Raw genomic sequence first — 20,818 nt, 5'->3', positions numbered from 1 at the left:
GGCGCGACCGCCGCGACCGCCTCCTCGAACCTGCCCGGGGACAGGGGAAGGCCCCCCGCACCCGTACGGGTGCGAGGGGCCGGTCGGCGTGCGGATCAGGCGAGGCCCGGGCCGCGGACCGGGATGCTGGTGAACGTCGGGGCCGGGGCGGGCTCGGTGAAGAAGTCGTTGCCCTTGTCGTCGACGACGATGAACGCCGGGAAGTTCTCGACCTCGATCTTCCAGACCGCCTCCATGCCGAGCTCCTCGTACTCGACGACCTCGACCTTCTTGATGCAGTCCTGCGCGAGGCGCGCGGCCGGGCCGCCGATCGAGCCCAGGTAGAAGCCGCCGTGCGCGTCGCACGCGTCGGTGACCTGCTTGGACCGGTTGCCCTTGGCCAGCATCACCTTGGAGCCGCCCGCCGCCTGGAACTGGGCGACGTAGCTGTCCATCCGGCCTGCCGTCGTCGGGCCGAACGAACCGGAGGCGTACCCCTCGGGCGTCTTCGCCGGGCCCGCGTAGTAGACCGGGTGGTCCTTCAGGTACTGCGGCATCCCCTCGCCCGCGTCCAGCCGCTCCTTGATCTTGGCGTGCGCGATGTCGCGGGCCACGACCAGCGGACCGGTCAGCGAGAGCCGGGTCTTCACCGGGTACTTGGTCAGCTCGGCCAGCACCTCGTCCATCGGCCGGTTGAGGTCGATCTCCACGACGTCGCCGGACTCGTCCAGGTGCTCGTCGGTGGTGTCCGGCAGGAAGCGCGCCGGGTCCTTCTCCAGCTGCTCCAGGAAGACGCCCTCGGCGGTGATCTTCGCGACGGCCTGACGGTCCGCCGAGCAGGACACCGCGATCGCGACCGGCAGCGAGGCGCCGTGCCGGGGGAGCCGGACCACGCGCACGTCGTGGCAGAAGTACTTGCCGCCGAACTGGGCGCCGATGCCGATCTTCTGCGTCAGCTCGAAGACCTTCTCCTCCAGCTCCTTGTCCCGGAAGCCGTGACCGGTGGGGGAGCCCTCGGCGGGCAGCTCGTCCAGGTAGTGCGCGGAGGCGTACTTCGCGGTCTTCAGCGCGAACTCGGCCGACGTACCGCCGACGACGATCGCCAGGTGGTACGGCGGGCAGGCGGCCGTGCCCAGCGAACGGATCTTCTCCTCCAGGAACTTCATCATGGAGGTCTCGTTCAGGACGGCCTTCGTCTCCTGGAAGAGGAACGACTTGTTGGCCGAGCCGCCGCCCTTCGCCATGAAGAGGAACTTGTACGCGCCGCCGTCGGTGGCGTACAGCTCGATCTGCGCCGGGAGGTTCGAGCCGGTGTTCTTCTCCTCCCACATGGTGAGCGGGGCCATCTGCGAGTAGCGGAGGTTGAGCTTGGTGTACGCGTCGAAGATGCCGTGCGACAGGGCCTCCTCGTCACCGCCCTCGGTCAGCACGTTCTGGCCGCGCTTGCCCATCACGATCGCGGTGCCGGTGTCCTGGCACATCGGCAGCACGCCGGCCGCGGCGATGTTCGCGTTCTTCAGGAGGTCGAGCGCGACGAACTTGTCGTTGGACGACGCCTCGGGGTCGTCCACGATCCGCCGCAGCTGCGCCAGGTGGGCGGGGCGCAGGTAGTGCGAGATGTCGTGCATGGCCTCGGCGGCCAGGGTGCGCAGCGCCTCCGGGGCGACCTTGAGGAACGTACGGCCGTCGGCCTCGAAGGTGGAGACACCCTCGGAGGTCACCAGGCGGTACGGCGTGGTGTCCTCTCCCAGCGGGAGCAGATCGGAGTACGCAAACTCTGGCATTACGGCCATTCCTCACTCGGCAGACGGTGGCTGGCCTCCCTCGGGCAGCGCACCCACCAGGGTAGAGCGCCGCGGGCGCGCCGAAGCTGTGAGGTAAGGCTCAGTCGCCGGATGCGCCCCGTGTGTCCGGGGTGGCGGGTGTGCCGGAGGAGGCGGCGGACCGGGCCGGTCCGGCACGCCGGGCGCCCCGCACCCTAGTCGCGATCTATCGCGTTTGGGTACGCTGGTCCGGTGGACCTAGAGAAGCAGCCTCAGCAGCCGGTGGCACCGGTCGGCATCCGCGCCTCCGACGCGGACCGGGACCGGATCGCGGACATCCTGCGGGAAGCCATGGCCGAGGGCCGGCTCACCGCCGACGAGCACGCCGAGCGGGTCGACGCCGTCTACCGGGCCAAGACCGTCGGGGAGCTGGAACCGCTGGTGCGGGACCTGCCGGGCGCGCCGGGCGCAGTCCGCTCCGCCGTCTCCGCCGCCTCCGGCGCGCAGGAGGCGGCGGAGCCCGGCGGTCCGGCCGACAACCTGGTGGCGATCTTCAGCGGATCGACCCGCAAGGGCCGCTGGCGGGTCGGCGCCCGGACGAACGCCTTCGCGCTCTTCGGCAGTGTGGAGATCGATCTGACCGAGGCGCTTTTCGGTCAGAGACTGACGGTCGTCAATGCGACTTCCGTCTTCGGGAGCGTCGACATCAGGGTTCCCGAGAACATCTCGCTGCGCGGCGGCGGCGTGGGCGTCTTCGGTAATTTCGAGGTCGCCACCCTGGAATCCGGCGACCCCGAGGCGCCGGTCGTCGTCGTCAACGGATATTCCGTGTTCGGCAGCGTCGAGGCGAGGCCCAAGCGCGGCAAGTTCATCGCGGACCTCCAGGACCGGCTGCGCAAGCGCCTCGGCTGACCAGTCGCACCGGCATGCGCGTCGGGGCTGGTCCGCGGCGGTACGAGGGGGCGCGCCGGGCGGTCCTCCGTGGTTCCCCGGGGGTTCGTCCCGCGTTCCTCCGGCGGTCCTGGAAAGCCGTGGGGAACGCCCGCGGGGGCTTTCGGCGGGCCCCGGGTGTTCCCGGGCGGGCCTTCCGGACCTCCGTGGGACTTCTCGAACCCGCGCGAACCTCCGTGAGTCCCCGTGAATCTTCGCGAATGTTTGCGAACCTTCGTCAAACTTCGAGAACAAGCCAATTCCCGGGGCGCCGCAATTCCGCGCCGGGGGCGGGGTGCCACTCAGTGCATGGGCGTGCGTACAGGGGGTAGGGAATGCTGCATCGTCTCTCGCTCGCGAAGCCGTCGTCAGGAGTGGACCGTGCTGCAACTGCCGCATCAGCCCCTGCAGGTAGCCGCCGTGCCTGCCCAGCGCGCCCCCGCGCGGGAGGACCAGGCCGGCCCCTGGCACTCGGAGGCGGTGTGCCGCCGGGACGAGGCCGGGCTGTTCTTCGCCCCGTCGAAGGAGCCGACGGCGGCCAGACTCGCCCGTGAGGAGTCCGCCAAGCGGGTCTGCGCGCGCTGCCCCGTGATGATCGAGTGCCAGGAGCACGCGCTCATACAGCCGGAGCCCTACGGGGTCTGGGGCGGGCTCACCGCCGCCGAGCGCCGGGTGGTGCTCGCCCGGCGCAGGCGGCGCGAGATGGAGCTCAAGGCGTCGTCGGCGTCGGCCGGGGCCACGGGCCGGATCGCCGCGGCCGGCTGACCGCCCGACCGGGCCGCGCGCACGCCGCCGCGGTCCGGCCTCCGCGCGCACCGGCCCGACGGCGGCCCGGTGGCGCGGCACGCGAAGAGGCGCCCCCACCGCACACGGGGGGCGCCTCTTCGCGTGCCGCGCCTGAGGACCCGCTCCGAAGAGGTGCCCTTGGGGTCGGCTCCTACTGCGCGCGGTCGAAGCCGACGGCGCTGTAGGCGCGCAGCTTCGAGAGCCGGTGCGTGGAGTCGATCCGCCGGATCGTGCCGGACTTGGAGCGCATCACGATGGACTCGGTGGTGGCCGTCTCCGCCCGGTACCGCACCCCGCGCATCAGCTCGCCGTCCGTGATGCCGGTCGCGGCGAAGAACACGTTGTCGCCGCTGACCAGGTCGTTGGTGGAGAGCACCCGGTCCAGGTCGTGCCCGGCGTCCAGGGCGCGCTGCCGCTCGGCCTCGTCCTTCGGCCAGAGCTTCCCCTGGATGACGCCGCCGAGGCACTTTATGGCGCAGGCCGAGATGATGCCCTCGGGCGTGCCGCCGATGCCCATCAGCAGGTCGACGCCGGTGCCCTCGCGGGCCGCCATGATCGAGCCCGCGACGTCGCCGTCGGAGATGAACTTGATCCGGGCGCCGGTCTCGCGGATCTCCTTGACGATGCCCTCGTGGCGCGGGCGGTCGAGCACGACGACCGTGACGTCCTCGGGGGCGGAGTTCTTCGCCCGGGCGACCCGGCGGATGTTCACCGCGACGGGGGCGTTGATGTCGACGAAGTCGGCGGCCTCGGGGCCGGTGACCAGCTTGTCCATGTAGAAGACGGCCGAGGGGTCGAACATGGCGCCGCGGTCGGCGGCGGCCAGCACGGCGATCGCGTTCGGCATGCCCTTGGCGTTCAGGGTGGTGCCGTCGATCGGGTCCACGGCGATGTCGACCTCGGGGCCGGTGCCGTCGCCGACGCGCTCGCCGTTGAACAGCATGGGGGCTTCGTCCTTCTCGCCCTCGCCGATGACGACGACGCCGTTCATCGAGACGGTGGAGACGAGGGTCCGCATGGCCTTCACGGCGGCGCCGTCCGCGCCGATCTTGTCGCCGCGGCCCACCCAGCGCCCGGCCGCCATGGCGGCGGCCTCGGTGACCCTGACCAGCTCCAGGGCGAGGTTGCGGTCGGGGGCCTCGGGGGAGACCTCGAGAGGAGACGGCAGATGATGCTCGGGCATCGGAGCGCACCTTTCTGTACGGCGACGACCGGAAGAGGGTGCTGTGACTCTATCGCCAGGTCGACAAAATGAGCAGACCGGGTCACTTTTGAGCGCTTGTTGTCGGCCGCCGCCCCCCGGTCGGGTCCGCCGGGCGCAATGCGACCATGGGTCCGTGGCTAGCAAGCGAGGCAAGCAGACGGCGCGGGACATGTTCCTGTCGATGGCGGTCATCACCGCCGTCGCGGGCAGTGTCTACATCTTCATTCCGCAGAACAAGGACGCCGATCCGGTCCCGGCCGTCGACTACCGGGTGGAGCTCCTGACGGCGCGGCGCGCGGCGCCGTACCCGGTGGCCGCCCCGGACGGGCTGGCCGGCGGCTGGAAGGCCACCTCGGTCAGCTACGACCGCAAGGCGGGCAACAGCTGGCACCTGGGCTTCCTCGACCCGGACGGCAAGTACGTCGCCGTGGAGCAGTCCACCTCCCCGGCGAAGCGGTACGTCACCGAGGTCAGTCAGAAGGCCGCGGACACCGGCCGTACGCGGCAGGTCGCGGGCGAGGCCTGGCAGCACTGGGAGGGCGACAAGTACGACGCCCTCGTGCGCCAGGACAAGGGCTCCACCACGGTGGTCACGGGCTCGGCGTCGACGGAGCGGCTGGCGGAGATGGCCGCCGCGCTGAAGACCGCCGCCGCGTCCCCCGCGCCCTCCCCGTCCTCCTGACGGCACCCCGCCCGCGCGGCGCGCGGACGTACGCGACGAGGCCCTGGAGCGTTCATCGCTCCAGGGCCTCGTCGTGGCGCGGGCGGTCGACGACCACCCGGACGGCCGTGCGGCCGGGTGACGGATCAGACGGTCGTGATGACCTCGTCGTAGGAGAGGCGCGGCAGGCGCGGGAACCAGGCGTCCTCGCCCGGCTTGCCGATGTTGACGACCATCAGCAGGCTGTGGTCGCCGTCCAGGAACTCCTTCTCGATGCCCGCGGCGTCGAAGCCGGTCATCGGGCCCGCGGCCAGGCCGGCGGCGCGGACGCCGATGATGAAGTACGCGGCCTGCAGGGCGCCGTTCAGCGCGGCGGACGACTCGCGGACCGGGCGCTCGGAGAAGAACGCGTCCTTGGCCTGCGGGAAGTGCGGCAGCAGGGCCGGGAGCTCCTCGTGGAACTCGTTGTCGGTGGCCAGGATCGCGACCAGCGGGGCGGTCGAGGTCTTGGCCTGGTTGCCCTCGGCCATGTGGTTCACCAGGCGGGCGCGGGCGTCGTCGGAGCGGACCAGGACGACGCGCAGCGGCGACTGGTTGAACGCGGTGGGCCCGAACTTGACCAGGTCGTAGATCGCCTGGATCTGCTCGTCCGTCACCGGCTCGTCGGAGAAGGTGTTGGCGGTGCGGGCCTCGCGGAAGAGGAGGTCCTGGGCGGTGGGGTCAAGAGCGAGGGACATCGTGCGTATTACCTTCCGGACGTACACGGGGATCGAGCGACTCGGCCACCGTAACGGAGAGGTAGGTTAATTTTCAACTAAACCGGGGGCGGGGTGATCCGCTCCACAGGGGGCCGCGCGGATTCAGTCGTTGCCGCCGCTCCGCTCCCCGTCCTCCCGGCTGCCGGCCTCCGGGCCCGCGAGGGCCGCGTCCAGCCTGGCCCGGGCGCCCTCCAGCCAGTGCCGGCACACCTGGGCCAGCTCCTCGCCGCGCTCCCAGAGCGCCAGCGACTCCTCCAGCGTCGTACCACCCGTCTCCAGGCGGCGCACCACCTCGATCAGCTCGTCACGGGCCTGCTCGTAGCCGAGCGTGCCGGTGGCACCGGCCTCCGCGGCCGTCTCGTCCGTCATCTTCTCCACCTTGTGTCTCGGTCCTCTGCCGTCTGTCCGGCACGTTCCACCCGCCGGGTACCGGCGCGCCGGCCCCTCGTCACTCGCCCACCCGTACGGCGAACTCGCCGCCCGAGACCCGCGCCCGGAGCACCTCACCGGGCTCCCCGGCCTCCTCGGGATCCCGCACCACATGGCCGTCCGCCCGCTGGAGCACCGCGTAACCGCGCTCCAGCGTCGCCGCCGGGGACAGGGCGACCACCCGCGCCCGGGTGTGGGCCAGCTCCGAATCCGCCCGGTCCAGCAGATGGCCCAGCACCCGGCGGCTCCGCCCGGTCAGCGCGTCGATCTCCGCCGCCCGCTCGTCCACCATCCGCTGCGGACGCTCCATCGACGGCCGGGCCAGCGCGTGCGCCAGCCCCCGCTCCTCGCGGTCCAGCAGCCCGCGCACCGAGCGCAGCGCCCGCTCGCGCAGCTGCCGCACCCGGTCCAGCTCCTCGCCCACGTCCGGGACGACCTTCTTCGCCGCGTCCGTCGGCGTGGAGGCGCGCACGTCCGCGACCAGGTCGAGCAGCGGAGAGTCGGGCTCGTGGCCGATCGCCGAGACCACCGGCGTACGGCACTCGGCCACCGCCCGGACCAGCTCCTCGTCCGAGAACGGCAGCAGGTCCTCCACGCTGCCGCCGCCGCGCGCCACCACGATCACATCGACCTCGTCCAGCCCGTCCAGCTCGCGCACCGCCCGGACCACCTGGCTCACCGCGTGCACCCCCTGCACCGCCGTGTTGCGGACCTCGAAGCGGACCGCGGGCCACCGCCGCCGGGCGTTCTCCAGCACGTCCCGCTCGGCCGCCGACGCCCGCCCGCAGACCAGGCCGATCAGCTGCGGCAGGAACGGCAGCGGCTTCTTCCGGTCGGCCGCGAAGATCCCCTCGGCGGCCAGCGACTTCCGCAGCGCCTCCAGACGGACCAGCAGCTCGCCGATGCCGACCGGCCGTATCTCCGTGGCCCGCAGCGACAGCTGACCGCGCGGCGCGTACCACTCCGGCTTGGCCAGGACGACGACCCGCGCCCCCTCCGACACCACGTCCGCGATCCTGTCGAAGACCTGACGGAAGCACGTCACGCTCACCGAGATGTCCTGCGAGGGGTCGCGCAGCGTCAGGAAGACCACCCCGGCGCCCGGCCGCCGCGAGAGCTGCGTGATCTGCCCCTCGACCCAGACCGCGCCGAGCCGGTCGATCCAGCCGCCGATGAGCCGCGACACATCACCTACGGGCAGCGGAGCTTCCGCCGACGTGTGGAGAGCCATGCGGGCGAGCGTAACCGCCCCCACCGACAACCGGCCCCCCGCACCACCGCGCCGCCGGACGCGCCCTACGGCCCCGCCCGCCGGCCCCGCTGCGCGGCCAGCACCACCAGCCCCACCGCCAACCAGCACACCCCCACCACCTGGGCGCTCCCGGTCGCCGCCACGATCACCGCGATCAGCACCCCCGCCCCCACCACCGGCACCAGCACATGCCGCCACCAGCTCGGCGGCCCCGCCATCCGGCGTACGACGAACCAGCCGACCACCGACGCGTGCAGCAGCACGAACGCCGTCAGCGCACCGATGTCGACGACCGACACCAGATGGTCCAGCCCGTCGGCCCGCCGGGCCGCCCACACCGCGGCCACCAGCGTCACCACCGCCGCCAGCAGGATCGCGAGCCGCGGCACCCCGGACCCCGCGTCCACCTTCGCCAGCACCCGGGGCAGCCGCCGCTCCCGGGCCATAGCGAACAGCAGCCGCCCCGCGGCCGCCTGCCCGGCCAGCGCCGCGAACGCCGCCCCGATTGCCTTGCTCACCGCCACCAGATCGTGCAGCCAGCCGCCGACCGACACATCCACCGTGTCGTAGAACGCCGACCCCTGCGCGGCCGGATCGGCGGCCAGCTCCGCCGAGGTCATCGGCTCCAGCAGCGCCGCCAGATACGCCTGCGCCACGAACAGCACCCCCGTCAGCACCAGGCAGAACAGCAGCGCCCGCGCCACCTTCGCCGACCCCCCGGACACCTCCTCCGCGAACGTCGCGATGGCGTCGAACCCCAGGTACGACAGGACCGCCACCGACACCGCCCCCAGCACCGCCGCCACGGAGAACCCGGAGTCACCGGTGAACGGCGACAGCCAGCCCCGCTGCGCCCCGTCCCGGACGAGCACCACCACCGCCGACACCAGGAACACCGCCAGCACCACGATCTCCATGGCGAGCACCGCGAACCCCACCCGGGCGGCGGCCCGCACCCCCCACAGGTTGAGCAGCGTGGTGACGACGACGGCCAGCGCCGTCCACACCCACCGCGACACCGACGGCACCAGAGCGTTCAGCGCGATCCCGGAGAACAGGTACGCGACCGCCGGGATCAGCAGGTAGTCGAGCATTGCCATCCACCCCGCCACGAACCCCGGCCCCTCGCCGAGCCCCTTGCGCGCGTACGCGAAGACCGAACCGGCCAGCGGCGCCACCCGCACCATCTGCGCGTAGCTGAACGCCGTGAACGCCATCACCAACGTCGCCACGACGTACACCAGCGCGACCGCGCCGTCCGACTTCGCGTCCAGCGTCCCGAACACCCCGACCGGCGCCATCGGCGCGATGAACAGCAGCCCGTAGACCACCAGGTCCCGGAAACCGAGCGTCCGCCGCAGCCGGCCGGCCTCCTGACGTGCCCCCGGGCCCCCGTCGTCGACCCCGGTGGCGGCGTCCGGCATGGGACCTCCCAGATCAGGTACGGATCAAGGTCCAGTCTCACCACCGGCCCGCTCCTCCGCGATCCCGGCGCGGCCGACCGGGCCGTACGATGGGCCGCATGACTGCTACGACCTCCCGCCGCGTCCTGCTCGCCGCCCCCCGTGGCTACTGCGCGGGCGTGGACCGCGCCGTGATCGCCGTGGAGAAGGCCCTGGAGCAGTACGGCGCCCCGGTGTACGTACGCCACGAGATCGTCCACAACAAGTACGTCGTGCAGACCCTGGAGAAGAAGGGCGCGATCTTCGTCGAGGAGACGGCGGAGGTCCCCGAGGGCTCGATCGTGATGTTCTCCGCGCACGGCGTCGCGCCGACCGTGCACCAGGAGGCCGCCGAGCGGAAGCTCGCCACGATCGACGCGACCTGCCCGCTGGTCACCAAGGTCCACAAGGAAGCGGTCCGCTTCGCCCAGGAGGACTTCGACATCCTGCTGATCGGCCACGAGGGCCACGAGGAGGTCATCGGCACCTCCGGCGAGGCCCCCGACCACATCACGCTGGTCGACGGCCCCGAGGACGTCGCCGGTGTCGAGGTCCGCGACCCCTCCAAGGTCGTCTGGCTCTCCCAGACCACGCTCTCCGTCGACGAGACGATGGAGACGGTCGGCGCCCTCAAGGAGAAGTTCCCGCTCCTGGTCTCGCCGCCCAGCGACGACATCTGCTACGCCACCCAGAACCGCCAGATCGCGGTGAAGCAGATGGGCGAGGACGCCGATCTGGTGATCGTCGTCGGCTCCAAGAACTCCTCCAACTCGGTCCGCCTGGTCGAGGTCGCCCTCGGCGCCGGGGCGAACGACGCCCATCTGGTCGACTTCGCCGAGGAGATCGACGAGGCCTGGCTGGACGGCGTCTCCACGGTCGGCGTCACCTCCGGCGCCTCCGTGCCCGAGGTGCTGGTCGACGGGGTCCTGGCCTGGCTGGCCGAGCGCGGTTTCGAGGACGTGGAGATCGTGAAGGCGGCCGAGGAGTCCATCACCTTCTCGCTGCCCAAGGAGCTCCGCCGCGACCTGCGCGCCGAGGCCGCGGCCCTCACGGAGAAGTAGCCCGGGGACGCCGCCCGCCGGAAGGGCGGCATCCCGTTCCGGGGAGTGGGCGGGGCCGCCTGCCCGTACCGTGGACCGTATGCAGATCTTCGGCGTGGACATCGGCGGATCCGGGATCAAGGGCGCACCCGTGGACCTGGACCGCGGAGACCTGGCGCAGGAGCGCCACAAGGTACTGACACCGCAGCCGGCCACGCCCAAGGACGTGGTCGAGTGCGTGGCCGAGGTCGTCGGCCACTTCGACTGGTCGGGCCCGGTCGGCGTCACCTTCCCGGGCGTCGTCACCGGCGGGGTCACCCGTACCGCCGCCAACGTCGACAAGGGCTGGATCGACACGGACGCCCGCGCCCTGATCGGTGACCGGCTCGGCCTCCCGGTCACCGTGCTGAACGACGCGGACGCGGCCGGCATCGCCGAGATGACCTTCGGCGCCGGCCGCGACCGCAAGGGCACCGTGATCATGCTGACGCTCGGTACGGGCATCGGCAGCGCCCTCTTCGTCGACGGCCGCCTCGTACCCAACACCGAGCTCGGCCACCTGGAGCTGAACGGCCACGACGCGGAGAAGCACGCCTCCACCAAGGCCAAGGAGGACGAGGACCTCAGCTGGCACCACTGGGCGCACCGGCTGCAGAAGTACCTGTCCCACGTGGAGATGCTGTTCTCGCCCGAGCTCTTCATCATCGGCGGCGGCGTCAGCCGCAAGGCCGCCAAGTTCCTGCCCCTGATCGAGCACGTACGCGCCGAGATGGTGCCCGCGGAGCTCCAGAACAACGCCGGGATCGTGGGCGCGGCCATGGCGGCCCGGAGCGCTTCCTGAGACAGGGCCTACGACGCGTCCTCCCGCCGGCGGGGGCGGCGCGGTGCCCCCTGCGGGGCGCGCGCCGCCCCCGCCGTACGCGGGGCCACCGCCGTACGGCGCCGGCGCTGACGCATCTGCCGTACCTTCCGTACGGTCGTGATGACACCGGCGACGAGCGTTCCGCCGTACAGCCACCCGGCGTGCACGGCGAGCGCGGTGACGACCGCCATGATCCGGCCGCCGAGCCCGCCGGTGCCCCCGGAGATCGGGACGATCCCGACGGCGAACGCGATCGGCACGATGATCGGCGCCGTCACCAGGTCCGCGGGCCGCACCCAGAGCGCGGTCAGCGCGCAGACCGGCAGGAACAGCACCCCGAACACCGCCGGCGACCCGTCCAGGGCCACCAGGTCCAGACAGGCCAGGACGAACATGGCGACCGCGGCGAACAGCCCGGCCCCGATACCGGTCAGCCGGGGATTGGGCAGCCTGCGCAGCGCGAGCACCACGGGCGGTACCGGACGCCTCCGGCCCGTCGGCGGGCGCACCGCCCGGTAGACGGTCGCGGCCTCCTCGATGGTGCCCTGCGGGGACAGCGGGGCCTGAGGCTGCTGGGGTGACTGAGGCGCCTGCCTGCGCTGCGGGGGACGTGTCCTGTGCTGCTCCACCGGGACAACGTAGGGTGCCGGGCGCCGCGAAGCGGGTACGGGACACGCCCTTTGGGCGAGCTGGACGATGAGTTCGATGCCACACGGCCGAACGGGAACCGGACCGGCCGCCCGGACCCCTCCCCGACCGGACCCGTGGGTACCCGCTTGCCCCCGCCCGTAAACTGGAGAATCGGCCCACCCCGGGCCCCGAGTTCCGCCCACCGCCTCACTCCTCAGGAAGTCGCCAACGTGTCGCTCACGATCGGAATCGTCGGTCTGCCGAATGTCGGCAAGTCGACCCTGTTCAACGCCCTGACCAAGAACGACGTGCTGGCGGCCAACTACCCGTTCGCCACGATCGAGCCGAACGTGGGCGTCGTCGGCGTCCCCGACCCGCGTCTGAACAAGCTCGCCGAGATCTTCGGCTCCCAGCGGCTGCTCCCCGCCACGGTCGACTTCGTCGACATCGCCGGCATCGTCCGCGGCGCCTCGGAGGGCGAGGGCCTGGGCAACAAGTTCCTCGCGAACATCCGCGAGTCCGACGCGATCTGCCAGGTCATCCGCGCCTTCAAGGACGAGAACGTCGTCCACGTCGACGGCAAGGTCTCGCCCAAGGACGACATCGAGACGATCAACACCGAGCTGATCCTCGCCGACCTCCAGTCCGTGGAGAAGGCCGTCCCGCGCCTGACCAAGGAGTCCCGCCTCCAGAAGGAGAAGGTCGCCGTCCTCGCGGCGGTCGAGGAGGCCCAGAAGATCCTGGAGTCCGGCCAGACCCTCTTCGCCGCAGGCATCACCGCGGGCACCGAGAAGGGCAGGCTCCTCCACGAGCTGCACCTCCTGACCACCAAGCCGTTCCTCTACGTCTTCAACGTCGACGAGGACGAGCTGGTCGACGAGGACTTCAAGGACGAGCAGCGCGCCCTGGTCGCCCCCGCCGAGGCGATCTTCCTCAACGCCAAGATCGAGTCCGAGCTGATCGAGCTCGACGACGACGAGGCCCTGGAACTCCTCCAGTCCATGGGCCAGGAGGAGCCGGGCCTGGCCACCCTCGGCCGCGTCGGCTTCGACACCCTTGGCCTCCAGACCTACCTCACGGCAGGCCCGAAGGAAGCCCGCGCCTGGACGATCAAGAAGGGCGCCACCGCCCCCGAGGCCGCCGGTGTGATCCACACCGACTTCCAGAAGGGCTTCATCAAGGCGGAGATCGTCTCCTTCGAGGACCTGGTCGAAACCGGCTCCGTCGCCGAGGCCCGCGCCAAGGGCAAGGCCCGCATGGAGGGCAAGGACTACGTGATGCAGGACGGGGACGTGGTGGAGTTCCGCTTCAACGTCTAATACGTTCGGCGAAAGGCCGTCTGACCTGCGACGGAGCGGGTTGGGCGGCCTTTGCGGTCCGCGCAGAGTCCGCAGCGTGCTGACTTCGGTCAGCGCGCGGGGGAGCGGCTATGCCGCTTCGTCGACCTGTGGCTGGGCATCGGCGGACCGGTCTGCGTACGCCTTGTCGACGGCGGCCCGGGTCCGTTCCTCGGAGTCGGGCCAGAGGTGGGTGTAGATGTTCAGCGTTTTGGCCGCGTTGGTGTGGCCGAGGCGCTCGGAGACCGTCTTCACGGACTCGCCGTGCTTGATCAGCAGGCTGGCGTAGTGGTGCCGGAGGGCGTGGGGTCCGGTGCCCTTCTCTATGCCGGCCTTCGCGCAGGCGGGCCGCCAGGACCCGTCCATGAAGTGCGTGTAGACCACGGGCCCGCCCTGCGGCGCCGTGAAGATCCAGCCCTCAGGCCCATCGGCCGGACCGTCTCCGGTCGAGCAGCAGATCCAGCAGACCGCCAAGCACGGCGTGTTGGGCACGCTTCTCGGCCAGCCGATCCATAGGTCCGGCAGGGCAGTCGGCACCGCCCGAGTTGGTCCCGACTTCATAGGCACCCAGGTAGTCGGATCTCGCAGCACATCCTGATGCCCTCGCTGCTCGTGGCAGCGAGGGCATCAGTCGTCAGACGGCGCGGGCTGCGGATAACTGCGCGACCCACCTCGTGACCTCGGTCAGGTGCTCGGGCTGTAGACCGAGGCGTGGGTCGGGCTGAATGAGAAGGGTCGCCGTTCCCTTCGCAGTGCGCTCCACCGCCCATTCATGGTCGAGGCCGGTGAAGTCGTCGTCGATCCAGACGGCGGGGGCGTCGCCCAGCCAGGCGTCGACGTGGTCACGCTTCCACAGGTAGCCGTTGGGGTGGCTGGTGGTGATCTGCGGACGCGGGAGGTCGACGTGCGGCAGGGGCGGGAGGCCGATGAGGGGGCCGATGAGGGTGGCAGCGTCCTGGCGCCAGCTGGTGCACCAGACGGGGGTGACCAGGCCGGTGCGGATGACGTCCATGAGGAGGCGGCCGTGGTCGGGGTTGAGCCAGACGGTGACCGGGTTGTCGGTGCTCCGGCCGGTCGGGACGACGTCGTGGCGGGCGTGGGTGGCCGGGGTCGATCCGTCCTCGTGGGGGAAGGGTACGAGGACGCCGTCGATGTCCAGGAGCAGGTAGGGCGGGCGCATCGGTTCCTCCGGGGGGAAGCCGCGGCGGATGGCTGGTCAGAGCTTGCGGGCGCGGATCAGCAGGGTGGTGGGCCAGTGGCCCATGCGGGGGTCGTGGAAGTCCTGGGCCGAGGTGAGCCAGAAGCCGGCCTGGCCGAGGTGTCTCTCCCAGCGGTCGGTGTCGAACTCCCAACGGGCGATGGGGAGCCGGGTGCGGTCGGGGAGGGTGACGTGGTCGCGGCGGGGCCGGTGGTCACCGGAGGGGCTTCGGCCGCCGCGCTGCGGGTGGGGGACGGAGAAGGCGAGGACCTGTCCGGGCGTGAGACGTTGGGCGATGGCCGGGAGCAGGAGTTCGGGGGCGACGAGGCCGATGGCTCCGAAGACGGAGTAGATCGCGTCGAACTGTTCGTCGAAGGCGTGCAGGTAGTGCAGGGCGTGGCCGGCGACGAAGGCGAGGTTGTTCAGCCGTCCGTAGTGGGAGCGGGCGCGGCGGACCTGGAGGCCGACCAGGTCGACGCCGATGACACGCGCACCATGGCGTGCGGCGAGGTGGGCGGCGTTGTGGCCCGGGCCGCAGCCGAGTTCCAGGAGTCGCTTGCCGCGCAGGTCGGGGCCAAGGACGTCGGCGCCGGGACCTTGTCCGGGTCTTGTGGTCCATTCCATCCGGGCGGGTACGGAGAGGGGTTCGGCGAGGCCGGCGGCGGTGCGCTGGAGGGCGTGGGCGTGCCAGGGGGATGCCTGGGTGAGCACGTCAGATCTCCAGGAGGTGGAGGACGTCGGTGAGGTGGCGGCGGACGGCCTTGATGTAGGCGGGGTCGGTGGCCGGGTCGTTGATCCAGCGGATGGACTGCTCCATGAACCACTCGACGGCCCACATGCGGTGCCAGCCCAGGGCCCAGTTCTCGGCGGTGAGCCCGCCGCGCGGGGCGAGGGCGTCGGGGGTGCCGCCGGCGGTGACGTACTGCTCCAGGAAGACGCGCAGGCGCACGGGGTGCGGGGGATCGATGGTGCCGTGCCAGCTGGCGAGGTCGAGCAGGCCGGGGCCGGTGAAGGCGCGGGCGAAGTCGAGCAGCCGCCAGCCGCGCTCGCCGATGTGGAGGCTGGTGGGGTGGAACTCGGAGTGCACCCAGCCGAAGGGCGCCAGTGTCGCTCCGGCCGAGCGGGCCTCGGCGGCCTGGGCGATACGGTCGAGCGCGTCCTCGACGTCGTCGGCGTCCTCCCACCGGTCGGCCTTGCGTAGCCGTTCGAGGTGTTCCAGCGCTCGGACCGGAAGTGCGCGCAGGCGCTCCTGGTCGAGGACGGGCAAGGACTGTGCCGTACGGGTGCCGTGCAGGACCACGGCGGCGGCGACGCCGTCGAGGTCGTCGGCCTCGCGGACGGACGGTCCGAGGTCTTCCATGAGCATGCCGAGCCAGCCGTCCAGGACGGCGGAGGCGTGGAGCTGGGGGACGGGTACGCCGAGGGTGTGGGCCAGGCGGAGGGCCTGGTTCTCGCTGTCGAAGGGCTTCTTGGCGTACTTGAAGACGGCCGTGGAGCCGTCGGGGAAGGTCACGCGCTCGACGCCGGACATGGACCACACGCGTACCTCCTCCCGTACGGCGGTGGTCTGGCCGGTCGTGGTGAGCAGGTTGTCGAGGAGTTCGGCGCTGGGGTTCGTGGTCACAGGAGGGCTCCGGGGAGATGGTGGAGTCCGGGGCGGGCGAGAGATACCGGCCCGCCCCGGAGCCTGATCGGGTGGGTTACGCGGCGAGGTTCACGCGGTGGGCGTAGACCTGCTCGATCCAGCCCGCCTTGAACGCGGTGAGGTCGTCGCGGAAGTTCGCCATCGAGGCACCGTAGGGCGCGACCACGCCGCCGGACTGGTCCGGCACGGACTGGCAGCCGTGCACGAGCCGGCCACCGAGCGCGGCGTGGGCCTTGATGGACTCGATCCGGCGGTGCTCGTTGAACCAGCCGCCGTGGTAGACCTCGTCGAGCATCCCGCCCGTCTCGTCGTCCAGGTCGAAGACGACGGAGGTGGCGGCGGGGAAGAACCAGCACGGGCCGACGTTGGAGATGTGCCCGTCCAGCTCGACCTTGTTGAGCGCCATGAGCGTGGCGGCCTCGCGGAGCATCCGTAGGTGGTCGGCGGTGATCTCCGGGAGACCGAGGTCGGCCAGGTGCTCGTCGCGGAAGAGGTAGGCGTACACCTCGTACGCGGTGGCCAGGACGCGGGCCGCGTCGGAGGTGGACTCGCTGTGCTGCTTGATGAAGTCGAGCGCGAGCTGCTCGACTGCGCTCTCGGTCGTCTCGTCCACGTCCAGGAGCTGGGACTTGACCCGCTCCCAGCCGGCGACGAGCCAAGTGTTCGACTCGAAGCGGAAGAAGTACTCGGCCGGGTCGATGGTGATGCGCCGGCCCTCGACCTGGATGCCGGGCAGGCGGCTCCAGCGCGGGTCGAACGCCTCGGGCAGCTCGACCGTAATGGCCGTGGTGTCGATGGTGGTCACCGTGTCTCCGTCTCTGATCGGCCGGGTCCGGGCACAGGAATGCCCAAGCCCGGTGTGGGCGTACGGAACTTCGGGGTGCCGCCCGGACCAAGGGGGAGCCTGGATCACGGTCACGCCGTTCCGGGCGGCTGCTGATAAGTGAACCGGTGGTCACGCTCAGTGGGTACGGTGGAAGCCAGTTGAAGCGGTATACGCGGTTTACAGCTCCGGAGTGGAGGCGATCGTGGCGGCGCAGAGAGAACCCAACTCCCGTCTGCGTGACGTCATTGAGGCGGTCGACTGCACCTACGAGGCTCTCGCCAGAGACGTGCGGCGCATCGCCGCCGAGAACGGCGAGATCCTCCAGACCAACAAGTCGGCCATCTCGCACTGGGTGAACGGCACCCGTGCCCCGTCGGGCCGAGTAGGCCAGTACCTCGCCGAAGCACTGTCCCGCCGAGCAGGACGTGCGGTCACCCGGACCGAAATCGGCCTGCCCGTCGGTGATGCCGAGGAGCCGGCCGAATCCGACCCTGTCCTCGCCGTCACCGACCTGGGCCGGGCCGACGTCGAGCGCCGCCGCTTCCTCGCCATCGCGGCCTTCACCACTGCTGGCGTCGCCATGCCGCTCGGCTACGACCACGAGGCCACCGCCCGCATGCTCCGCGCCCGCACCGGCACGTCCCTGGTCGGCGCGGAGGACGTGGACGTCGTACGCCAGATCACCGCAGCCTTCAGCGCCGCCGACGAGCGCCTCGGCGGCGGGCACGGACTGACCACCGTCACCGCGTACCTCGCCGACACCGCCGCCCCCATGCTGCGCGGACGCTTCCCCGATGAAGCTTTACGCCGGGCAGCCTTCGGCGCCGTCGCCGAACTCGCCTACCTCGCCGGATGGAAGCACCACGACCTCGGCCAGGAAGGCGCCGCCCAGCGCTACTACCAGGTCGGCTACAAGCTCGCCTGCGAAGCCGACCCCCATGGCCACGCAGCCTGGATGATGCGCGCCCTCGCCCACCAGGCTCTGAGCCTCAAGCACCCCCACCACTGTGTCGACCTCGTCGAAGGCGCCCTCCGCACAGGTCTCGGCCACGTCGACGGCCAGACCGAAGCGCTCCTCCACATCACCCACGCCCGCGCCTACGCCGCAGTCAACAAGAACCCGTCGGCCGCACGCGCCCTGCTCGCCGCCGAAGACGCCCTCCTACGGGACGACGGCCCCCAGCCCAGCTACTCCCGCGTCAGCGGCCCCGCCGCCGGCACGGTGGCCAGCCACACCGCCCGCACCCTGACCGACCTCGCCGACCACATCGGCACCGAGCAGCAGCACCGCGACGCCCTCACCCGCTGGGACCCCGAGAAGTACAAGCGCGTCCACGCCCTCACCCACGCCGACCTCGGCGACAGCCTCGCTGCACAGGTCCGCGCAGACGAGGCCGTCGCCGCCTGGACGCAGGCCCTGGTCCTCATGGAGGGCATGACCTCCGACCGCACGCGCAAGGCGATCACCTCGATCCGCTCCACCCTCGCGGTCTACCAGCGCCGCCGCGTTCCCGGTGCAGCCGATCTCGCCCGCCGCGCCCGCGAAGCCCTCGCCTAACATGCCCAACAACCCGCCCGACGAAGGGAACACCGTGACCCAGCAGACCGGCGATCAGCCGAAGGCCCTGAAGCCGGCGCTCGAATCCATGACCCTGCTGGTCGCCGCCGTCATCGTCCACGACAAGGCCACCAACCGCGTTGTCCTGCTCCGGCGCAGCGAGACCGCCAAGTTCGCCCAGGGCATGTGGGACCTCCCCGTCGGCAAGAGCGAGCCGGGCGAGCCCATCACCGAAACCGCGGTCCGCGAGCTCTACGAGGAGACCGGCCTCACGGTGAAGCCCGAGTCCCTCAGGGTCGCCCACATCATCCACGGTGCCTGGGGCGTCGAGGCCCCCAACGGCTTCCTCACGGTCGTCTTCGCCGCCCACGAATGGACCGGCGAACCCGAAAACCGCGAACCCCGCAAGCACTCCCAGGTCCGCTGGATCGACGCCAACGCCATCCCCGAGGCGTTTGTGGATACCACTGCCAGCGCCCTCCACCACTACCTGAATGACAGCTTGGAGGTCTCGCTGGACGGCTGGTCGGCAGCGTGAGCATCACGCTGCTTCACCTCATACCCAAGGATCCGCACTTTTCGCCTGAGTCGGCCGCGAGCGAGGCTGCGCAGGCCCAGCTACAGCAACTGGTTCCTGAAGCGCTGGGCGGTTATGACGTCTGGGACATCCCCGGCGCAGCCTTCATCGACCCCGGGGCGAACTGGTGCGGTGTTCGGTGCCCCGTGTGCGGCTCCGACATCGAAGACTGGTGGGGCAACGCGATGGACACGGCAGCCCTTCCGGACGGCTATTTCGACTCGCTTGCCGTTACGGTGCCCTGTTGCTCGGCCCAGACGGACTTGAACGCCCTCGACTACGTCTGGGCTGCGGGTTTCGCCAGGTACAGCCTCGTAACCACAGATCCAGAATGCGAGCTGCCGCTACCGCAAGCCAGCGTCCACGCACTGGAGGACCTCCTGGGCACGGACCTGCGGCAGGTCATCGCCCGATACTGACGTAGCGCTGGCTTCGTTATGCAGGGCCACTCGGAAACAGAAGCTTGTAAGGCAGGTAATCGTCGTCCGGTACGCGCGGCACGTAGTCCGGGGCCGTGCGTGCAGCCACCGCCAGCAGGCGAGCGGCAGCCTCCTCCTCGGAGATGGAGGCAAGCCCGAGGGCGTGCAGAAGGCGGTCGCGCTCGGCGTCGAAGTCCGGGTGGTCGGCCCGAAGGTCCGAGCCGAGCTCGCTGATCGCGAAGCCCTTCGCCAGGTCGCGCCAGAAGGGCAGCACCACGATGAGTGTGATGGCCTCGACGAGGTCGGCGCCGATCAGTGTGGCCTGGCCCTCCGAGTCGGCGTACAGGACGGGCCTCTCCTCGGCCCCGGCTCCCCCGCACAGGAAGTACGTGCCGCCGGCGCCGCAGCTGGCTATCGGGTGCAGGGGGATACCGGTGGGAAGGACAAGGTCCTCAATGGGGTCCCGGCGTTCGACGTCGAAATCGCCAGGCCAGGCGAGCGCGGCAGCAAGGGAAGGCTCCTGCTCGATCCGGCGGAGTAGATCGTCTGATGCGGTCATGGGACGGAACGTAAGGGCCTGCGCTGGCACTGCACAAGAATGGAGGTCGCGGCGACCTGCACCTGAGCGCTCAGGCTGCTGCTCCGCCCGGGTACTCGTCCTCCGGGGAATCATCCGCACCCGGGGCCTCGCCTTCCGGGGAATCGTCCGCATCGGACTTTGGAGAGACCCAGGTGGTGCCGGGAGGCAGATCTTCCCCTGTCTCCTCCTTGTACTGCGCCTTCTTCTCCTCGCTGGCGTTCCAGCCGGGGTGGAGATTCCGCAGGTGGTTCTTGACGGAGTCGCGAGGACTGCTCGTCCTTTCGGAGGCGGAGGGCTGCTCTTGGCCAGCGACACCCTCGACTTCCGCAGCACCCTCAGCATCCTCAACGTCTTCGGCGTTTGCGGAACCCTCGGCATAGCTGGGGAACTCGTCTGCGTCCTCATTCATGCTGCGCGGCGCGAGGACCACAACAGCGACCATGCCCGCAGCCACGCCCGCGACTTTGACGAAGCGGATCGTCCTCGGGTGCTTCTCGGCCCAACCCTTGCCCTTCTCGACCCAGTCCTTGGCCTTCTCGCGGAGGGAAGTGGGCTCGCCGTCATCGGGGGGCATGGAGTCAGTCACGGGCACAGATCTACCGGACCCATCCCTCGCCTGTCAGGCAATCGCCTGACATCGCCCGATGCGTTACGGCGGCGCTCGCCAGACTGAAGTACGTCTTCGCGTCTTCACGAAGGGGCGGCCTTCGGCCGCCACAGCCGCTTGCCGTCATCGCTCTGCCCGCCCTCCAGGCGGCCTCTGTGCTGGTGGTGCCGGGCACGACGACCCTCATCGAGCTCGGCCGCTTCGGACGCGGTTTACAGCTCCAGGGATTTCGCTGCCTCGGATCCCCCGGCAAGTCCGCAGCCAGTCCGCAGGACACCCGTAAACGGTCGTCGGGAGCCAACGCACGTCAACGAGGAATCCCAGGTCAGCGCCCT

Annotated in this window: 23 protein-coding genes; 9 read left to right on the top strand and 14 right to left on the bottom strand. The window is 70.8% G+C overall.

Annotated elements, in window-relative coordinates; all coding sequences use genetic code 11:
• Positions 1-95 precede the first annotated feature (95 nt).
• Positions 96-1,763 (bottom strand): fumarate hydratase, encoded by a 1,668-nt coding sequence (locus tag ACIQGQ_RS00915; protein WP_402389013.1) that lies wholly within the window; start codon positions 1,761-1,763, stop codon positions 96-98.
• A 231-nt stretch (positions 1,764-1,994) separates the two neighbouring features.
• On the opposite strand from ACIQGQ_RS00915, the gene ACIQGQ_RS00910 reads away from it, so the two are divergent.
• Positions 1,995-2,654 carry a DUF1707 domain-containing protein gene (locus ACIQGQ_RS00910; protein ID WP_402389010.1) on the top strand — a complete coding sequence of 220 codons (660 nt, stop codon included), beginning with the start codon at positions 1,995-1,997 and terminating at the stop codon, positions 2,652-2,654.
• Positions 2,655-3,053: 399 nt separating this feature from the next.
• Positions 3,054-3,437, top strand: a complete 384-nt coding sequence (locus tag ACIQGQ_RS00905; protein ID WP_366295475.1) for a WhiB family transcriptional regulator — start codon at positions 3,054-3,056, stop codon at positions 3,435-3,437.
• Positions 3,438-3,609: 172 nt separating this feature from the next.
• On the opposite strand, the gene glpX is transcribed toward ACIQGQ_RS00905, so the two are convergent.
• Entirely contained in the window at positions 3,610-4,641 is a 1,032-nt protein-coding gene (glpX, locus tag ACIQGQ_RS00900; RefSeq protein WP_402389006.1) for a class II fructose-bisphosphatase, read from the bottom strand.
• Positions 4,642-4,795: 154 nt separating this feature from the next.
• Between glpX and ACIQGQ_RS00895 the strand changes: the two genes are divergently transcribed.
• Positions 4,796-5,344, top strand: a complete 549-nt coding sequence (locus ACIQGQ_RS00895) for a DUF4245 domain-containing protein (RefSeq protein WP_402389004.1) — start codon at positions 4,796-4,798, stop codon at positions 5,342-5,344.
• A 125-nt stretch (positions 5,345-5,469) separates the two neighbouring features.
• Here the strand turns inward: ACIQGQ_RS00895 and ACIQGQ_RS00890 are convergent, their stop codons facing one another.
• The 4 genes from ACIQGQ_RS00890 to ACIQGQ_RS00875 form a co-directional block, all read right to left on the bottom strand.
• The gene (locus ACIQGQ_RS00890; RefSeq protein ID WP_402389002.1) at positions 5,470-6,060 is read right to left on the bottom strand and encodes a malonic semialdehyde reductase; all 591 of its coding nucleotides are present in this window, start codon (positions 6,058-6,060) and stop codon (positions 5,470-5,472) included.
• A gap of 123 nt (positions 6,061-6,183) precedes the next feature.
• Positions 6,184-6,450, bottom strand: coding sequence for an exodeoxyribonuclease VII small subunit (locus ACIQGQ_RS00885; protein ID WP_402389000.1), 267 nt, complete (start codon positions 6,448-6,450; stop codon positions 6,184-6,186).
• Positions 6,451-6,529: 79 nt separating this feature from the next.
• Positions 6,530-7,741, bottom strand: a complete 1,212-nt coding sequence (xseA, locus tag ACIQGQ_RS00880; RefSeq protein ID WP_402388997.1) for an exodeoxyribonuclease VII large subunit — start codon at positions 7,739-7,741, stop codon at positions 6,530-6,532.
• A gap of 65 nt (positions 7,742-7,806) precedes the next feature.
• Positions 7,807-9,186, bottom strand: a complete 1,380-nt coding sequence (locus tag ACIQGQ_RS00875; RefSeq protein WP_402388995.1) for an APC family permease — start codon at positions 9,184-9,186, stop codon at positions 7,807-7,809.
• An 89-nt stretch (positions 9,187-9,275) separates the two neighbouring features.
• On the opposite strand from ACIQGQ_RS00875, the gene ACIQGQ_RS00870 reads away from it, so the two are divergent.
• Both ACIQGQ_RS00870 and ppgK read left to right on the top strand, forming a co-directional pair.
• A complete protein-coding gene (locus tag ACIQGQ_RS00870) occupies positions 9,276-10,265 on the top strand; it encodes a 4-hydroxy-3-methylbut-2-enyl diphosphate reductase (RefSeq protein WP_402388992.1) in 990 nt (329 codons plus the stop codon).
• Between the two features lie 79 nt (positions 10,266-10,344).
• The gene (gene ppgK, locus ACIQGQ_RS00865) at positions 10,345-11,085 is read left to right on the top strand and encodes a polyphosphate--glucose phosphotransferase (protein ID WP_402388990.1); all 741 of its coding nucleotides are present in this window, start codon (positions 10,345-10,347) and stop codon (positions 11,083-11,085) included.
• 8 nt (positions 11,086-11,093) lie between these two features.
• On the opposite strand, the gene ACIQGQ_RS00860 is transcribed toward ppgK, so the two are convergent.
• The gene (locus ACIQGQ_RS00860) at positions 11,094-11,735 is read right to left on the bottom strand and encodes a DUF6542 domain-containing protein (RefSeq protein WP_402388987.1); all 642 of its coding nucleotides are present in this window, start codon (positions 11,733-11,735) and stop codon (positions 11,094-11,096) included.
• A 231-nt stretch (positions 11,736-11,966) separates the two neighbouring features.
• Between ACIQGQ_RS00860 and ychF the strand changes: the two genes are divergently transcribed.
• The gene (gene ychF, locus ACIQGQ_RS00855) at positions 11,967-13,055 is read left to right on the top strand and encodes a redox-regulated ATPase YchF (RefSeq protein ID WP_402388984.1); all 1,089 of its coding nucleotides are present in this window, start codon (positions 11,967-11,969) and stop codon (positions 13,053-13,055) included.
• 108 nt (positions 13,056-13,163) lie between these two features.
• Here ychF and ACIQGQ_RS00850 read toward each other — a convergent pair whose 3' ends face one another.
• The 5 genes from ACIQGQ_RS00850 to ACIQGQ_RS00830 form a co-directional block, all read right to left on the bottom strand.
• The gene (locus tag ACIQGQ_RS00850) at positions 13,164-13,634 is read right to left on the bottom strand and encodes a tyrosine-type recombinase/integrase (protein ID WP_402388982.1); all 471 of its coding nucleotides are present in this window, start codon (positions 13,632-13,634) and stop codon (positions 13,164-13,166) included.
• 73 nt (positions 13,635-13,707) lie between these two features.
• Complete coding sequence (locus tag ACIQGQ_RS00845; protein WP_402388979.1) at positions 13,708-14,253, bottom strand: HAD domain-containing protein; 546 nt, start codon at positions 14,251-14,253, stop codon at positions 13,708-13,710.
• A 36-nt stretch (positions 14,254-14,289) separates the two neighbouring features.
• Positions 14,290-14,982, bottom strand: coding sequence for a class I SAM-dependent methyltransferase (locus ACIQGQ_RS00840; RefSeq protein WP_402388976.1), 693 nt, complete (start codon positions 14,980-14,982; stop codon positions 14,290-14,292).
• 1 nt (position 14,983) lies between these two features.
• Positions 14,984-15,895: a phosphotransferase family protein gene (locus ACIQGQ_RS00835; RefSeq protein ID WP_402388973.1), complete on the bottom strand. Its 912-nt coding sequence runs from the start codon at positions 15,893-15,895 to the stop codon at positions 14,984-14,986.
• A 76-nt stretch (positions 15,896-15,971) separates the two neighbouring features.
• Positions 15,972-16,721: a hypothetical protein gene (locus tag ACIQGQ_RS00830; RefSeq protein WP_402388970.1), complete on the bottom strand. Its 750-nt coding sequence runs from the start codon at positions 16,719-16,721 to the stop codon at positions 15,972-15,974.
• Between the two features lie 223 nt (positions 16,722-16,944).
• Between ACIQGQ_RS00830 and ACIQGQ_RS00825 the strand changes: the two genes are divergently transcribed.
• Genes ACIQGQ_RS00825 through ACIQGQ_RS00815 form a run of 3 tightly spaced genes read left to right on the top strand, consistent with a single transcriptional unit; the run spans position 16,945 to position 19,296 of the window.
• Complete coding sequence (locus ACIQGQ_RS00825) at positions 16,945-18,300, top strand: tetratricopeptide repeat protein (protein WP_402388968.1); 1,356 nt, start codon at positions 16,945-16,947, stop codon at positions 18,298-18,300.
• A gap of 1 nt (position 18,301) precedes the next feature.
• Positions 18,302-18,838 carry an NUDIX domain-containing protein gene (locus ACIQGQ_RS00820; protein ID WP_402388965.1) on the top strand — a complete coding sequence of 179 codons (537 nt, stop codon included), beginning with the start codon at positions 18,302-18,304 and terminating at the stop codon, positions 18,836-18,838.
• Positions 18,835-19,296 (top strand): hypothetical protein, encoded by a 462-nt coding sequence (locus ACIQGQ_RS00815; protein WP_402388962.1) that lies wholly within the window; start codon positions 18,835-18,837, stop codon positions 19,294-19,296. The genes ACIQGQ_RS00820 and ACIQGQ_RS00815 overlap by 4 nt, the downstream gene beginning before the upstream one ends.
• Before the next feature lie 16 nt (positions 19,297-19,312).
• Here ACIQGQ_RS00815 and ACIQGQ_RS00810 read toward each other — a convergent pair whose 3' ends face one another.
• Together ACIQGQ_RS00810 and ACIQGQ_RS00805 are read right to left on the bottom strand one after the other, a co-directional pair.
• On the bottom strand, positions 19,313-19,855 hold the full coding sequence (locus tag ACIQGQ_RS00810) for a hypothetical protein (RefSeq protein WP_402388959.1): 543 nt from the start codon (positions 19,853-19,855) through the stop codon (positions 19,313-19,315).
• Between the two features lie 70 nt (positions 19,856-19,925).
• The gene (locus tag ACIQGQ_RS00805) at positions 19,926-20,462 is read right to left on the bottom strand and encodes a hypothetical protein (RefSeq protein ID WP_402388957.1); all 537 of its coding nucleotides are present in this window, start codon (positions 20,460-20,462) and stop codon (positions 19,926-19,928) included.
• Positions 20,463-20,818: the final 356 nt, after the last annotated feature.

It is taken from the genome of Streptomyces sp. NPDC092952, assembly GCF_044754785.1.
Lineage (GTDB): Bacteria > Actinomycetota > Actinomycetes > Streptomycetales > Streptomycetaceae > Streptomyces.
The sequence above is the reverse complement of the archived record's forward strand: the minus strand, read 5'-3'. Positions and strand labels throughout refer to the sequence as shown.

Bases quoted from the DNA above. Each gene is read 5' to 3' on its own strand.
- ACIQGQ_RS00810 (WP_402388959.1), bottom strand. From the start codon at position 19,855: ATGACCGCATCAGACGATCTACTCCGCCGGATCGAGCAGGAGCCTTCC.
- ACIQGQ_RS00820 (WP_402388965.1), top strand. From the start codon at position 18,302: ATGCCCAACAACCCGCCCGACGAAGGGAACACCGTGACCCAGCAGACC.
- ACIQGQ_RS00885 (WP_402389000.1), bottom strand. From the start codon at position 6,450: ATGACGGACGAGACGGCCGCGGAGGCCGGTGCCACCGGCACGCTCGGC.
- ACIQGQ_RS00875 (WP_402388995.1), bottom strand. From the start codon at position 9,186: ATGCCGGACGCCGCCACCGGGGTCGACGACGGGGGCCCGGGGGCACGT.
- ppgK (WP_402388990.1), top strand. From the start codon at position 10,345: ATGCAGATCTTCGGCGTGGACATCGGCGGATCCGGGATCAAGGGCGCA.
- xseA (WP_402388997.1), bottom strand. From the start codon at position 7,741: ATGGCTCTCCACACGTCGGCGGAAGCTCCGCTGCCCGTAGGTGATGTG.
- ACIQGQ_RS00890 (WP_402389002.1), bottom strand. From the start codon at position 6,060: ATGTCCCTCGCTCTTGACCCCACCGCCCAGGACCTCCTCTTCCGCGAG.
- ACIQGQ_RS00870 (WP_402388992.1), top strand. From the start codon at position 9,276: ATGGGCCGCATGACTGCTACGACCTCCCGCCGCGTCCTGCTCGCCGCC.
- ACIQGQ_RS00845 (WP_402388979.1), bottom strand. From the start codon at position 14,253: ATGCGCCCGCCCTACCTGCTCCTGGACATCGACGGCGTCCTCGTACCC.
- ACIQGQ_RS00850 (WP_402388982.1), bottom strand. From the start codon at position 13,634: ATGAAGTCGGGACCAACTCGGGCGGTGCCGACTGCCCTGCCGGACCTA.
- ACIQGQ_RS00915 (WP_402389013.1), bottom strand. From the start codon at position 1,763: ATGCCAGAGTTTGCGTACTCCGATCTGCTCCCGCTGGGAGAGGACACC.
- glpX (WP_402389006.1), bottom strand. From the start codon at position 4,641: ATGCCCGAGCATCATCTGCCGTCTCCTCTCGAGGTCTCCCCCGAGGCC.